Source organism: Nocardioides sp. (assembly GCF_035703625.1).
GTDB lineage: Bacteria > Actinomycetota > Actinomycetes > Propionibacteriales > Nocardioidaceae > Nocardioides.
On record NZ_DASSXS010000249.1, the window covers coordinates 1 to 12,206 of the forward strand.

The window sequence follows — 12,206 nt, forward strand, 5'->3', positions numbered from 1 at the left end:
GGCGGTCGCGAGGTTGCCGCCGATGGTGGCGGTGTTGCGGATCAGTCGCGACGCGAACTGCGGGAACACCTCGGCCAGGATCGGCACCCGCCCCGCGAGCAGCGTCTCGACCTCGGAGAGCGTGAGGCCCGCCCCGATCTCGAGGCCCTGCTCGCCGAGATCGAACGAGCGCAGCTCGGGCAGCCGGTCCACCGCGACGACGTACGTCGCCCGCTCGCCACGGAGGTTGACCTCGACCCCCCAGTCGGTGCAGCCCGCGATGACGGTGGCGTCGGGACGCTCCTCGATCAGGGCCAGCGCCTCGGCCAGGTCGGCCGGGCGGGCGAAGCCGTCGACGCGGGTGGCCGCCACCTCCGGGGCCGGCGCGGAGGCCCGGTCGGCGAGCCCGTCGCCGGCCTCCGGTGACCCGAGAGCCCAGGCCGCGTCACGGATCGGCCGGTAGCCGGTGCAGCGACAGAGGTTGCCGCCCATGGCGTGGAGGTCGAACCCGTTGGGCCCGTGCTCGGCGTCGGCGTCGCCCGGCGCGCGGTCCGGACGGTAGAACTCCGCGGCCATGCTGCAGACGAACCCCGGCGTGCAGTAGCCGCACTGCGAGCCGCCCCGCTGGGCCAGCTCGTGCTGCACCGGGTGGAGGTGGTCGGGGGTGCCGAGACCCTCGGCGGTGACGATCTCCTGGCCGTCGAGGGCGAGCGCGGGCACCAGGCAGGCGTTGACTGCGGTCCACTGCGAGGGCCACTGCGAGTGCCCCTGCGAGGTGTCGTCGGCCGCGGGCCGGACCACCATCACCGAGCAGGCGCCGCACTCCCCCTCGGCGCAGCCTTCCTTGGCGCCGGTGAGGCCCAGGTCGCGCAGCCAGTCGAGGGCGGTCGTGTGTGCCGGTAGGCCGTCGAGGGCGCGCGGTGTCCCGTTGACGGTGGCAGCCGGCCGTGAGATCGGCGGGGTCATCGGTCCTCCCGGGCGCGCCATGCTCGAGCATGGTTCGGAAATGTCCCGGGTCGCCGGTTATCCATGCCGAACGACGAACCTGCGCTCATCGTACGCGAGGCCCGGGTCATCCGAGGGAGAGCTGGGGGTGCCGGTTGACGTCCTTGTAGAGCAGGTAGCGGAAGCGTCCCGGCCCGCCGGCGTAGCAGGCCTGGGGGCAGAAGGCCCGCAGCCACATGAAGTCGCCGGCCTGCACCTCGACCCAGTCCCGGTTGAGCAGGTAGACCGCCTTGCCCTCGAGCACGTAGAGGCCGTGCTCCATGACGTGCGTCTCCGGGAACGGGATCGACCCGCCCGGCTCGAAGTTGACGATGTTGACGTGCATGTCGTGGCGCACGTCGTCCGGGTCGACGAACCGCTGGGTGCCCCAGGCTCCGTCGGTGTCGGGCATCGGCTGGGACGGCACGTCGGACTCCGAGGTCACGAAGGCCTCCGGGACCTCGACTCCCTCCACCCGCTCGTAGGCCTTGCGGATCCAGTGGAACGTCGCCGTGACCTCGCTGTCGTTGCCGACCTGCCAGGCGCTCCCGGGTGGGAGGAAGGCGTAGCCTCCGGGGCCGAGCAGGTGGTCGATGCCGTCGAGGACCAGGCGGACCGTGCCGTCCACCACGAACAGCACCGCCTCGGCGTCCGGGTCGGGCTCGGGGCGTTCGCAGCCTCCGCCGGGGCCGACTTCGACGACGTACTGCGCGAACGTCTCGGCGAACCCCGACAGGGGGCGGGCCAGCACCCACAGCCGGGTGTGGTCCCAGTGCGGGAGCCGGCTGGCGGTGATGTCGCTCAGCGTGCGCGCCGGGAGGACGGCGTAGGCCTCGGTGAAGACCGCCCGGTCGGTGGTGAGGTCCGTCTGCGGCGGCAGCCCGCCTCGCGGCACGTGGTAGCTCATGGTCATGCCCCTCTCGTCAGCAGCCGGCCGCGTGGGGCGGCGTCGAGGTCGATCAGGACGCCGCGCAGCCAGGTCTGCCGGACCGTGCCGGTGAGCGTACGCCCGGCGTAGGCCGAGATCGGGTTGCGGTGGAGCAGCCGCGCCGGGTCGACGACGAACGTCTCGTCGGGCGCGAGGACGCACAGGTCCGCCGAGGCACCCACCGCGATCCGGCCGCGATCGGTCAGCCCCACCCGGTCCGCCGGTGCGGTGGCCATCCAGCGGACCACGTCGGCGAGGCCGTGGCCCCGCTCCCGGGCGCCGGTCCACACCGCCGGCAGGCCCAGCTGGAGGGAGGCGATCCCGCCCCAGGCCAGGGCGAAGTCGCCGACGTCCCGGCACTTGAGCTCAGCGATGCAGGGCGAGTGGTCGGTGACCACGAGGTCGATGTCGCCGGCCGCGAGCCCGTCCCAGAGCCGGTCACGGTTGTCGGCGTCCCGGATCGGCGGACAGCACTTGAACTCCGTGGACCCGTCCGCGATCCCGGCGGCGTCGAACGTCAGGTAGTGCGGGCAGGTCTCCACCGACAGGTCGACGCCGTCGGCCCGGGCGTCCCTCAGCGCCGGGATCGCCCCGGCGGCGCTGAGGTGTACGACGTGTGCGCGGCCGCCGGTCCTCCGGGCACCGTCGATGACCAGGTCGATCGCCCGCTCCTCGGCCGCGGGCGGGCGCGAGGCCAGGAACCCGGCGTAGGCACTGCCGGGCGCGCGGGAGTCGTCGATGAGGTCGCCGTCCTCGGCGTGGACCAGCATCAGGCTGCCCAGGCGGGCGGTCTCCGCCATGGCCTCGGCGAACTCGCCGGACGACAGGTGCGGGAACTCCTCGACCCCGGAGTCGAGCAGGAAGCACTTGAACCCGAAGACCCCGGCCTCGTGCAGGCCGGCCAGGTCTGCCTGGTTGTCGGGCACCGCCCCGCCCCAGAAGCCGACGTCGACCCAGGCCTGGTCGCGGGCGGCTGCCCGCTTCTCCTCCAGCGCGGCCACGGTCGTGGTCGGCGGGACGCTGTTGAGGGGCATGTCGAGGATGGTGGTGACACCCCCCGCCGCCGCGGCGCGGGTCGCGGTCTCGAATCCCTCCCACTCGGTGCGGCCCGGCTCGTTGACGTGCACGTGGGTGTCCACCAGTCCGGGGAGCAGCACCTCGTCGTCGAGCAGCTCGACGACCGCGTCCGCGTCGCCGGGGTCGTCGTACGCACCGAGGGCGGCGATCCGGCCGGCCCGGATCCCGACCGCGACCGGGGTCTCGCGGCCGTCCACCACCGCGCGCCGGGCCCGGATCAGGACGTCGAGCTCAGGAGCCACGGTAGGTCGAGTAGCCGTAGCGGCTGAGCAGCAGCGGCACGTGGAAGTGCTCGTCGGTCGCGATCGTGAACGACACGGCCACCTCCGGGTAGAACGCCTCGACACCGGCAGCGGAGAACCACCCGCCGGTGTCGAAGCGGAGCCGGTAGTCGCCCGGCGCGAGGTCGCCGCCGAGGGACCCGACCCGGCCGTCGGCGTCGGTGCGGGCCTCCCCCAGCGCCTCGCCCCCGGGGGATTCGAGCACCACCGCCACCCCGGTCGCGGGTCGCCCCGCCCCGGTGTCGAGGACGTGGGTGCTGAGGGTGGCCATCTCAGAGCACCTGCTCCAGGCGGAGCAGCGCGATCTCGCGCAGCTCGGAGACGGTCTCGGCGCGCTCCGCAGCGGCGTCGTTGCCCAGGCGCCGGTCGAGCTCGGCCAGGATCTGGGGGCCGGTGCGTCCGGAGGCGCGGATCAGGAAGACCCGGTCGAACCTCTCCTCGTAGGCGGCGTTGCCCAGCGCAAGCCGCCGGGCGACGTCCCGGTCCGCCGGGTCGACGCCGGCCTGCTCCCTGGACGAGTGCTCCTCGTCATGGCCGCCGGCGCCACGCTCACCGATGCGGGGGTGGTGGTCGAGGGCGGACTCGAGCTCCTCGTCGGTCATCGTGCCCGCGGCCACCTCGGCGACCTTCATCAGCGCCGCGCGGTCGGCGTACGGGCGGCCCTCGAGCACGGTGTCCACCCACCGCGGGACGTCGAGGCAGTCCGCCAGCCGCTCGCGCGCCGTGGCTTCGGGCAGGGCGTTGAACGCGTCGAGGTCGGTCGCCCGGTCCATCACTGTGCCTCCCTGGTCACGGTGGCCTCGATCAGGCCGTAGGGGCGGTCGGCGGCGATGAACACCTCGCCGTCGTTGTCGATCCCGAAGGGTGACAGGTCGACGAGGTGGTGGTGCTTGTTGGGCGCGGAGAAGCTGATCTCCGCCACCTCCGGTCGCGCCCGCAGGACGGCGGTCCCCATGGCGTAGAGCGTCTCCTGGAGGGCCCGGCTGTACGTCGTCGCGAAGGTCCCGAGCAGCAGGCCGCGGATGTCGTCGTGCGCGGCGTTCCAGTCGTGGTCGCCGGCGACGTACCGCCAGGTCGCGGTCAGCGAGGTGGCAAGGACCCGGTCGTCGGCCTCGGGCAGGGTCGTGTAGTCGTCGCGCAGGAAGCCCCTGAACTCCGAGCCGGTCGACTTCAGGACCACCAGGTCCTTGAGCCCCGACGTCACCACGGTCGCACCTGCGGTCACGTCGACCGCGACCGTCCGGACCGCGCTGTCTCGTCGCACGAACGCGTGGTCGTGACCCTGGCCGTCGACCTGGATCCGGTCCCAGGGGTACTCCTCCACCTCGACGCGGGCCCCGTCGGCGGACGGGGTGGCGTGGAGGAGCCGGGTCGCCAGCGCGATCGCGTAGTCCTCCGGGGAGTCGACGCCGTGCTCCTTGGCGTAGGCGAAGGCGGTGTTCTTCTGGGTGTCGGTCGGCAGGACGTGGGACTGGTCGCCGGTCATGTGGGCGTCGTCGAAGTCGCCCCGCAGGGAGGTGGACACGTTGAGGTCGCGGATCTCGTGCCGCGCCGTGTCGCGGTAGATGCGCACGACGCGGTTCTCGGCCTTGCCGTACCGGTTGGGCCCCAGGACGATGCCCAACGCTCAGCCGGCCTTGCGCTTCTCGGTCGGGCGACCGGCCAGCTCGGTCAGCCTGTTCAGGTTCAGCCCGCTGGCGGTCGCGACCTCCGCGTCGGAGATGGCGCCGCAGTCGAGCCCACGCAGCAGGAAGGCCGCGAGCGCCCGCACCGTGGCCGGTTCGTCCGCGATCTGGGTCGCCTCGGCCTTGCGGTAGGCGCGCAGGCGCTCGATGGCGGGCTCGAGGCCGTCGCGGAAGAAGGAGAAGGTGGCGGCGTAGCGCGTCGGGAGCTGGGCGGGATGCAGGTCCCAGCCCTGGTAGAAGCCGCGTTCGAGCGACCGGCGGACCAGGCGCAGGTGGTTGGCCCACCCGGCACGCATCGCCTCGGCGTCCCCGACCGGGAGCACGTTGCTCGAGCCGTCGGAGAGACGGACGCCGGTGCCGGCGGCGGCGGCCTGCATCAGGGCCTTCGCGTGGTCGGCGGCCGGGTGCTCCATGCTCTGCTGGGAGGGGGCGATCCCGAGGTCGGCGGAGTAGTCGTAGGTGCCGAAGTGGAGGCCCACGCAGCGTTCGGCGGCGGCATGGATCATCCGGGCGACCGTGACGGTGCCGTCACTGCCGAGGACCGCCTGCGACGCCTCGACCTGCAGCTCGAACCGCAGCGCACCGGGGGGCAGCGCCAGGTCCTGCTCCAGCCGCTCCGCGGCGAGGGTCATCGCCGCGACCTGGTCGACCGAGGTGACCTTGGGCAGGGTGACCACGAAACCGGGCGGCAGCCCCACCTCGCCGGTCAGCGCCTCGAGGAAGAGGGCGAGGGTCCGCAGCCCCCGGCCGCGCGTCGGCTGCTCGAGGCTCTTGAACCGGATCCCGTGGAACGGCGGCGCCTTGCCCTCCCTGACCCACTGCGCCAGCACCCCGGCCGCGGCCCGGACCGCCTCGTCCTCCTCGTCGTCGGACCGGACGCCGTACCCGTCCTCGAAGTCGATCCGCAGGTCCTCGATCGCCTCCCGCTCCAGCTTGGCGAGGACCCGCCCCACCAGGTCCTCGTCACCGCCGAGGACGTCGAGGAACTCCGCACCGCTCTCGACGATCGACATCTGGGCCTCGTTGGCGTACGACGCCAGCAGGTCGGGCTCGATGCGGTCGGCGGGGACGTAGACGGTGTGGACCGGCTGCCGTCCGGCGCGCTCTCCGGGGTAGTCGCGAGCCAGCGCAGCGTCGGCCTTGTTCAGCGCCTTGTCGATCTCGGCGGTGAGCGCATCGACGTCGACGCCGGGACGCGCGTCATCTTTCATACTGAAACCCTAGACCGACAGGCGCATTTCGACGCGGAACGCAACGGACCGGTGGGCTACCAACCATCGCACCCACCTCCCCGAGGCCGCGGCCGCTCGGCCATCATGGGGTCGATGAGCGGCGCCTGGACCCCCGAGAGCGAACCCACGAGCACGGACGGATCCGTCACCCTGGTCGAGGGTTCCTCCTTCTGCCTCTGCAGCCCCACCGGCGACCTCGGGTCCGAGCCGTTCGGCGTCTACTTCCAGGACACCCGCATCCTCTCCCGCTGGAACCTCACGGTGGACGGCCGGCAGCCCCAGCCACTCGGGGCACTGGTCCCCGACCCCTATCGGGGGACCTTCCTGGGCCGGCTTCGGCGATCCGGGCGGACCGACACCAATCTCCTGGTCGAGCGGGAGCGCCGGATCGGGGACGGGCTCCGGGAGGACCTCACGATCCACAACCCCGGAGCCGAACCCACCTCGTGCACGGTCGTTCTCGCCGTGGAGGCGGACCTCGCGGACCTCTTCGAGGTCAAGGCCGGGCGGCTGCGCCGGGCCGGTGGGACCAGCGCGCGGACCGACGGACAGCAGCTGAGGCTGGAGCAGGGCTCGGGCGCTGACCGCCGCGGCATCGCCGTCGAGGCGAACGGCGAGGCCGTCCTGGCGGCCTCGCGGCCCGACCAGCCCGCCACCGTGCGCTACGACGTGGTGATCCCGGCCGGCGGCCGGTGGTCCGCCTCCCTGGTGGCCCGTCCGGTCGTCGAAGGACGGGAGGTCGAGCCGTCGTTCCCGCTCGGCCGACCCGTCGCCGAGTCGCTGCCCGCCGTACGCCTGCGCTCGTGGCGGGAGTCGACGACCGTCACCACCACGGGCCATGCGGGGCTCCAGCAGGTGCTGCGACGCAGCCAGGAGGATCTCGGGGCCCTGCGGATCTTCGAGGACGAGGACCCCACGCTCGCCGCGGTCGCCGCCGGCGCGCCGTGGTTCATGGCGCTCTTCGGGCGGGACTCCCTGCTCAGCGCCTACATGGCGCTGCCGCTGGATCCCAGCCTGGCCCTCGGGACGCTGCGGACCCTTGCGCGCCACCAGGGCCGGCGGTCGGACCCGAGGTCCGAGGAGGAGCCGGGCCGCATCGTCCACGAGCTGCGGCACGGCCTCGAGGCCGGGCAGGCGGTCGGCGGGGACGGGGCGTACTACGGAACCGCCGACGCCACCCCGCTCTTCGTCGTCGTGCTCGCGGAGCTCGCCCGCTGGGGAGCCGACCCGGAGCAGGTCCGGGAGCTCCTCCCGCACGCCGACCGGGCGCTGGAGTGGATCGAGCGGTACGGCGACCGCGACGGGGACGGCTTCGTCGAGTACCAGCGCTCGGCGGAGCACGGACTGCGCAACCAGGGCTGGAAGGACTCGTGGGACGGCGTGACCTTCGCCGACGGTCGCCCCGCAGACACCCCGATCGCCCTGTGCGAGGTCCAGGGGTACGTCTACCAGGCCTACCGGGCACGGGCGGAGCTGGCGCGGGACCTCGGCGACGACGGCGATGCCGAGCGCTGGACCGGGCGGGCGGCCGAGCTGAGGACGCGGTTCAACCAACGGTTCTGGTTGCCCGAGCACGGCCGCTACGCGCTGGCCCTCGACGGCGACAAGGTGCCCGTCGACTCGTGTGCCTCCAACATGGGGCACTGCCTGTGGAGCGGGATCGTGGACGAGGACAAGGCGCCGAGCGTGGTCGCGCAGCTCCTCTCGCCCGAGATGTTCAGCGGCTGGGGCATCCGGACGCTCGGGACGACCATGGGTGCCTACGACCCGGTCAGCTACCACAACGGCTCGGTGTGGCCCCACGACAACGCACTCATCGTGGCCGGGCTGATGCGCTACGGCTTCGTCGACGAGGCCCGCCGCGTCGCGAGCGCGGTCCTGGAGGCCGCGGAGCGCTTCGGCGGCCGCCTGCCCGAGCTGTTCTGCGGGTTCGACCGGGAGACGTACGCCGAGCCCGTCCCCTACCCCACCTCGTGCTCCCCGCAGGCCTGGGCCGCGGCCGCCCCCGTCCAGCTGGTCCGCACGCTCCTGCGCCTGGACCCCCTGCTCCCCCGGGCCCGGGTGTCGGTCGCACCGGTTGTGCCGGCGTCGTACCTCCCCCTGCGACTCGACGGCCTCACCCTGGGCGGCCACCGGGTCGACCTGGAGGTGACTGCGGCGGGTGCCTCGGTCTCCGGACTGCCTGCATCGGTCGAGCTGCGCTCCACGCCGCCCGGGTAGGCGCCGGTCTACCGGTCACACGGCCCGTCATGGTGGCGATCCGCCAGGTGGTACTGATCCTCGCGGGGGTGCGGGTCGAAGCCGTCGCGTGAGTCGTACCTCGCCGTCGCCAGCCCGGAGCGGATCTGTGCCAGCCCGGCGTCCCGGCCGGCGACGTCGACGAACCGGAGCAGGCGTCCGTAGGTGTCGCGGTCCTGGACGCTGCCGGGGTCGACCAGGACCACCCTCCGTCCCTGGACCATCCGCCGCATCGCCTTCGTCGACGCGTCGTAGCCGCAGGCGCCCCGCTCCGGGGTGTCCACGCCGATGAGCCGGACATGCTGGCCGGAGGCGATCTCGACGGTGTCGCCGTCGACGACCCGGGTCACGGTGGTGCGACGCGTGGTCCCGGCCGGATCGTCGATCACGGCCGCGGTCACGACGCCGCCGGCCACCACGAGACCGATGAGCCCCAGGATGGTCGCCGTTCGCATGCAGGAAGTTCATCACGCGGCCGCGCCGGTCGAGATGACGGACGAGGCGTCGCCGAAGTCGAGCGTGTCACCCAACCCAATAGCCGCTGAGCGGGTGTCCTGCCCGGACGGCGTTGCCGGCGACAGGGCGATCCTGTGGGGCCCAACAACCACCTCAGGGAGTCATGGCACATGCCGGCCGCCCCCGCGACACTGGGCCTGTGTTCCGCTGGGGTCTGCTGGTCGCCAGGGCGACGCTCGTCCTGTCCATCGGCGCGGCTGCGGGCTGCAGCAGCGGGGAAGCACCGGGTGACGGCGACCCGCGAGCCGCGCCCACCGCCTCCGTCGAGAAGTCTGCTGACCCCACGCTGGACGAGATCGTCCGTCATGTGCAGGAGGCGCTTGCGGACTACGACAGCATTGCGACCGGCGCGATCGTGCTCGTGCGGACCGGCGAGCGCACCCGGGTCCTCACCTCGGGCATGGCCGACGTGGGCCGCCGAACGCGGATGACTCCCGGTCTCCGGTTCCCCATCCAGAGCATCACCAAGCCGATGGTGGCGACCGTCGTCCTGCAGCTGGTGGCCGACCGAGAGCTGCGGCTCGACGACACCGTCGAGGACGTGCTTCCCGGTCTGCTCCCCCAGGGGCACCGAATCACTGTCCGGCACCTGCTCAGCCATCGTGCCGGGCTGTACGACGCGACAGGAGCGGACGTGCCACCACCGGCGCGCATGACGCAGGACTCGTTGATCGAGGTCGCCGCCGACCATCCGCTCGAGTTCGCACCCGGCAGCTCGGGCCGGTACTCCAACGTCGGTTACGAGGTTCTCGGTCGGATCGTGGAGCAAGTCACGCGGCAACCGCTGTCCGTCGCGCTGGCTCGGAACGTATTCGGCCCGGCCGGCATGTCGGACTCGGCGCTCCTCGGGTCCACCGATGTGACGGGCTACCTGGATTCGAAGGCGGTCGAGGACCCGTACATCCGGTTCGTGCGCGCGTCCGGAGGGGTGGTTTCCACGGTCCGTGACGTCGACCGGTTCTTCACCGCCCTGTGGGGAGGTGAACTCCTCGACCCGGAGCTCGTCGAGGCCATGACGGAGCCCCAGGGATTCGTATCCCCCATCAACGCGGACTACGGCCTCGGTGTCTGGTTCGACCGGGAGTCCTGCGGCGACGCGATGGGCCACAGCGGAGCAGGACCCGGCTTCAGCACGAAGGCATGGACACTTCCTGACCGCCGGGCCGTGGTGGTCATGGTGAATGACGGCGACGGTTACACCATCGCCAATGACCTCGCCACGGCGGTGCTGTGCCCCTGACCGGTGTCCACGACGCTGCGAGTGCCAGCCCGCCGAGCAGTGACAGGACCGCGCCACGGAGTAGCGTGAGGAGCATCCTTCCGAGCGAGGGGATCTGGCGATGGCTGTTCCCGGCGGGTCCGGATGAATGTCTCGACCGGCGCCCTGGTGCGTCGCTGGGGAGGTCGCACGGTTGCGCTGACGGTCACCGGCATCGGCCTGTACGTCGTGGCGCCGAGCATGCTGGCCCTGTTCGGCGCCTGGCCACAGCTGCGCGACGTGCAGCCGTGGTGGTTCGTCGTGCTGGTGGCGCTCGAGGCCTGCAGCATGGCGTCGCTCTGGTGGCTGGCCCGGCTGGCGCTGGCCCCCCACCCCGGACCCGGCGCATCCGGCTCGCCACCGAGGGGGCAGGTCGGCTGGGGAACGACCGCCACCGCCCAGCTTGCCGGCAACGCGGCCAGCAAGGTGGTCCCGGGCGGCCCGGCCGCAGGCGGTGTCGTCCAGGCCAGGGTGCTGATCCGGGCGGGACAGCCTCCCGCCGCCGTCGCGTCCGCACTCACCGCCGTCGGCCTGCTCACCACCGGGGTCCTGCTGCTGCTGCCGGTGCTGACCGTGCCGGCGCTCGTCATCGGGCCGCCGCCGGCCAGGCAGCTGCAGCTCGGGCTGCTGGTCTCGATCCTGCTGGCGATCGTGATCGTGGGCTGCGGGGTGACCGCACTGACCTGGCGCAGGGTGCTCGAGCGCGTGGGTCGCGCCGTCGGCTACGTCGTCCACGCCGTACGCCGCGGGGTCTCGCCGCAGTCGGTCGCGACCAACCTCGTCGCACAGCGTGACCGGGTGGCGACAGCGTTCGAGGGGCACTGGTGGCGGGCGGTGTTCGCGGCGGCGGCCAACCGGATGTTCGACTACGCCGCCCTGGTGGCGGCGCTGATGGCGTTCGGGGTGCACGCCCGCCCGTCCGAGGTCCTGCTCGCCTACGTCGTCGCGCAGGCGCTCGCCCTCATCCCGATCACACCGGGCGGCCTCGGCTTCGTCGAGTCGGGGCTGACGACCCTGCTGGTGCTGATCGGGGTCAGTGCCGACGCCGCACTGATCTCGACCCTGCTGTACCGGCTGGTGTCGTTCTGGCTGCCGATCCCCGTCGGGGCGATGGCCTGGGCAGGCTGGCACCTCCACCGCACCACGCGACCCGATCCGGCGGGCAACGCCGGGATCTGAACCGGGCTCTGAACCGGGGTCGGAACCGGGGTCAGGACGCGGACGAGGCGCGGCGTCCGCGCAGCCACTGCCACAGCGCGGTCACGATGACCGCACCGACCAGCGAGCCGACGATCCCGCTCAGCCGCAGCTCGAGCCCGTCGCCGGCGAGCAGGCTGGCCAGCAGCCCTCCGACCAGCGAGCCGAGCAGGCCCGAGGCGAACGCCATCGGCCAGTCGATGCCGGACGCAGAACGGCCCAGCAGCATCTGCGCACCAGCGCCGATCAGCATGCCGAACAGGATGATGGCGATGATGAGCATGCTTCCGAGGATAGGGGAGATGCTCCACCCTCGCCCGACTACCGAACAGAACTCCCTGGAGTGCCTCGCCCTCCTCCAGGACCGCGCCCGGCGAAGACCTTGCCACCTCCCGCCAGGTCGCCACCGGCGCTCCGCCCAGAGCCCGTGTTGGCAAAGACGACCCGTACGGGCGGTATACGGACGCCCGGTTCCGGCCTAGCCTCGACAGTGAGGGCGGGCGAGTCGGGAGGGTCGACGTGTCCGAGAAAAGGGTCTTTCACAACATCATCGATGGTGAGGTCCAGGCTTCGGCGTCCGGGGCGATGATGGATGTCGTCAATCCGGCGACCGGGGAGGTCTATGCGTCGGCGCCGAACTCCGATGCCCAGGATGTGGATCTGGCGTTCCAGGCTGCGGGTCGGGCGTTCGAGAAGTGGCGGTGGACGACTCCGAGCGAGCGGCAGCAGGCGTTGTTGAAGCTGGCCGATGTGATCGAGGAGAACGCCGCGGAGCTGGTGGCGATCGAGTCGGAGAACACCGGGAAGCCGTATGCGTTGACGATGTCGGAG

The 12,206-nt window shown here is 72.4% G+C and carries 13 protein-coding genes; 4 read left to right on the forward strand and 9 right to left on the reverse strand.

What is annotated here, in order from left to right; all coding sequences use genetic code 11:
* From VFN12_RS12835 to VFN12_RS12865, 7 genes are all read right to left on the reverse strand, one after another.
* Nucleotides 1-945 (reverse strand): FAD binding domain-containing protein (locus VFN12_RS12835; protein ID WP_325119100.1); only part of this gene is annotated, 945 nt, incomplete at its 3' end.
* Nucleotides 946-1,051: 106 nt separating this feature from the next.
* Nucleotides 1,052-1,876 (reverse strand): bifunctional allantoicase/(S)-ureidoglycine aminohydrolase, encoded by an 825-nt coding sequence (locus tag VFN12_RS12840; protein WP_325119101.1) that lies wholly within the window; start codon nucleotides 1,874-1,876, stop codon nucleotides 1,052-1,054.
* Entirely contained in the window at nucleotides 1,873-3,210 is a 1,338-nt protein-coding gene (gene allB, locus VFN12_RS12845; protein WP_325119102.1) for an allantoinase AllB, read from the reverse strand. Before allB ends, VFN12_RS12840 begins: the two co-directional genes overlap by 4 nt.
* On the reverse strand, nucleotides 3,200-3,520 hold the full coding sequence (gene uraH / locus VFN12_RS12850; RefSeq protein WP_325119103.1) for a hydroxyisourate hydrolase: 321 nt from the start codon (nucleotides 3,518-3,520) through the stop codon (nucleotides 3,200-3,202). Before uraH ends, allB begins: the two co-directional genes overlap by 11 nt.
* Before the next feature lies 1 nt (nucleotide 3,521).
* A complete protein-coding gene (gene uraD, locus VFN12_RS12855; RefSeq protein ID WP_325119104.1) occupies nucleotides 3,522-4,022 on the reverse strand; it encodes a 2-oxo-4-hydroxy-4-carboxy-5-ureidoimidazoline decarboxylase in 501 nt (166 codons plus the stop codon).
* Nucleotides 4,022-4,873 carry a factor-independent urate hydroxylase gene (pucL, locus tag VFN12_RS12860; RefSeq protein ID WP_325119105.1) on the reverse strand — a complete coding sequence of 284 codons (852 nt, stop codon included), beginning with the start codon at nucleotides 4,871-4,873 and terminating at the stop codon, nucleotides 4,022-4,024. The genes uraD and pucL overlap by 1 nt, the downstream gene beginning before the upstream one ends.
* Before the next feature lie 3 nt (nucleotides 4,874-4,876).
* Entirely contained in the window at nucleotides 4,877-6,145 is a 1,269-nt protein-coding gene (locus VFN12_RS12865) for a DUF6986 family protein (protein ID WP_325119106.1), read from the reverse strand.
* 114 nt (nucleotides 6,146-6,259) lie between these two features.
* Here VFN12_RS12865 and VFN12_RS12870 point away from each other — a divergent pair, with 114 nt between their 5' ends.
* The gene (locus VFN12_RS12870) at nucleotides 6,260-8,386 is read left to right on the forward strand and encodes a glycogen debranching N-terminal domain-containing protein (protein ID WP_325119107.1); all 2,127 of its coding nucleotides are present in this window, start codon (nucleotides 6,260-6,262) and stop codon (nucleotides 8,384-8,386) included.
* Nucleotides 8,387-8,394: 8 nt separating this feature from the next.
* Here the strand turns inward: VFN12_RS12870 and VFN12_RS12875 are convergent, their stop codons facing one another.
* Complete coding sequence (locus VFN12_RS12875; RefSeq protein WP_325119108.1) at nucleotides 8,395-8,859, reverse strand: thermonuclease family protein; 465 nt, start codon at nucleotides 8,857-8,859, stop codon at nucleotides 8,395-8,397.
* A gap of 200 nt (nucleotides 8,860-9,059) precedes the next feature.
* Here VFN12_RS12875 and VFN12_RS12880 point away from each other — a divergent pair, with 200 nt between their 5' ends.
* On the forward strand, nucleotides 9,060-10,160 hold the full coding sequence (locus tag VFN12_RS12880) for a serine hydrolase domain-containing protein (RefSeq protein ID WP_325119109.1): 1,101 nt from the start codon (nucleotides 9,060-9,062) through the stop codon (nucleotides 10,158-10,160).
* A gap of 123 nt (nucleotides 10,161-10,283) precedes the next feature.
* A complete protein-coding gene (locus VFN12_RS12885) occupies nucleotides 10,284-11,357 on the forward strand; it encodes a lysylphosphatidylglycerol synthase transmembrane domain-containing protein (RefSeq protein ID WP_325119110.1) in 1,074 nt (357 codons plus the stop codon).
* A 31-nt stretch (nucleotides 11,358-11,388) separates the two neighbouring features.
* Here the strand turns inward: VFN12_RS12885 and VFN12_RS12890 are convergent, their stop codons facing one another.
* Entirely contained in the window at nucleotides 11,389-11,658 is a 270-nt protein-coding gene (locus tag VFN12_RS12890; RefSeq protein ID WP_325119111.1) for a GlsB/YeaQ/YmgE family stress response membrane protein, read from the reverse strand.
* A gap of 236 nt (nucleotides 11,659-11,894) precedes the next feature.
* Between VFN12_RS12890 and VFN12_RS12895 the strand changes: the two genes are divergently transcribed.
* Nucleotides 11,895-12,206 (forward strand): aldehyde dehydrogenase family protein (locus VFN12_RS12895; protein WP_325119112.1); only part of this gene is annotated, 312 nt, incomplete at its 3' end.

Excerpts from the sequence above, each read along its gene's own strand:
- VFN12_RS12840 (WP_325119101.1), bottom strand. The coding sequence starts at position 1,876 with ATGACCATGAGCTACCACGTGCCGCGAGGCGGGCTGCCGCCGCAGACG.
- uraH (WP_325119103.1), bottom strand. The coding sequence starts at position 3,520 with ATGGCCACCCTCAGCACCCACGTCCTCGACACCGGGGCGGGGCGACCC.
- uraD (WP_325119104.1), bottom strand. The coding sequence starts at position 4,022 with ATGGACCGGGCGACCGACCTCGACGCGTTCAACGCCCTGCCCGAAGCC.
- VFN12_RS12865 (WP_325119106.1), bottom strand. The coding sequence starts at position 6,145 with ATGAAAGATGACGCGCGTCCCGGCGTCGACGTCGATGCGCTCACCGCC.
- VFN12_RS12870 (WP_325119107.1), top strand. The coding sequence starts at position 6,260 with ATGAGCGGCGCCTGGACCCCCGAGAGCGAACCCACGAGCACGGACGGA.
- VFN12_RS12875 (WP_325119108.1), bottom strand. The coding sequence starts at position 8,859 with ATGCGAACGGCGACCATCCTGGGGCTCATCGGTCTCGTGGTGGCCGGC.
- VFN12_RS12885 (WP_325119110.1), top strand. The coding sequence starts at position 10,284 with ATGAATGTCTCGACCGGCGCCCTGGTGCGTCGCTGGGGAGGTCGCACG.
- VFN12_RS12890 (WP_325119111.1), bottom strand. The coding sequence starts at position 11,658 with ATGCTCATCATCGCCATCATCCTGTTCGGCATGCTGATCGGCGCTGGT.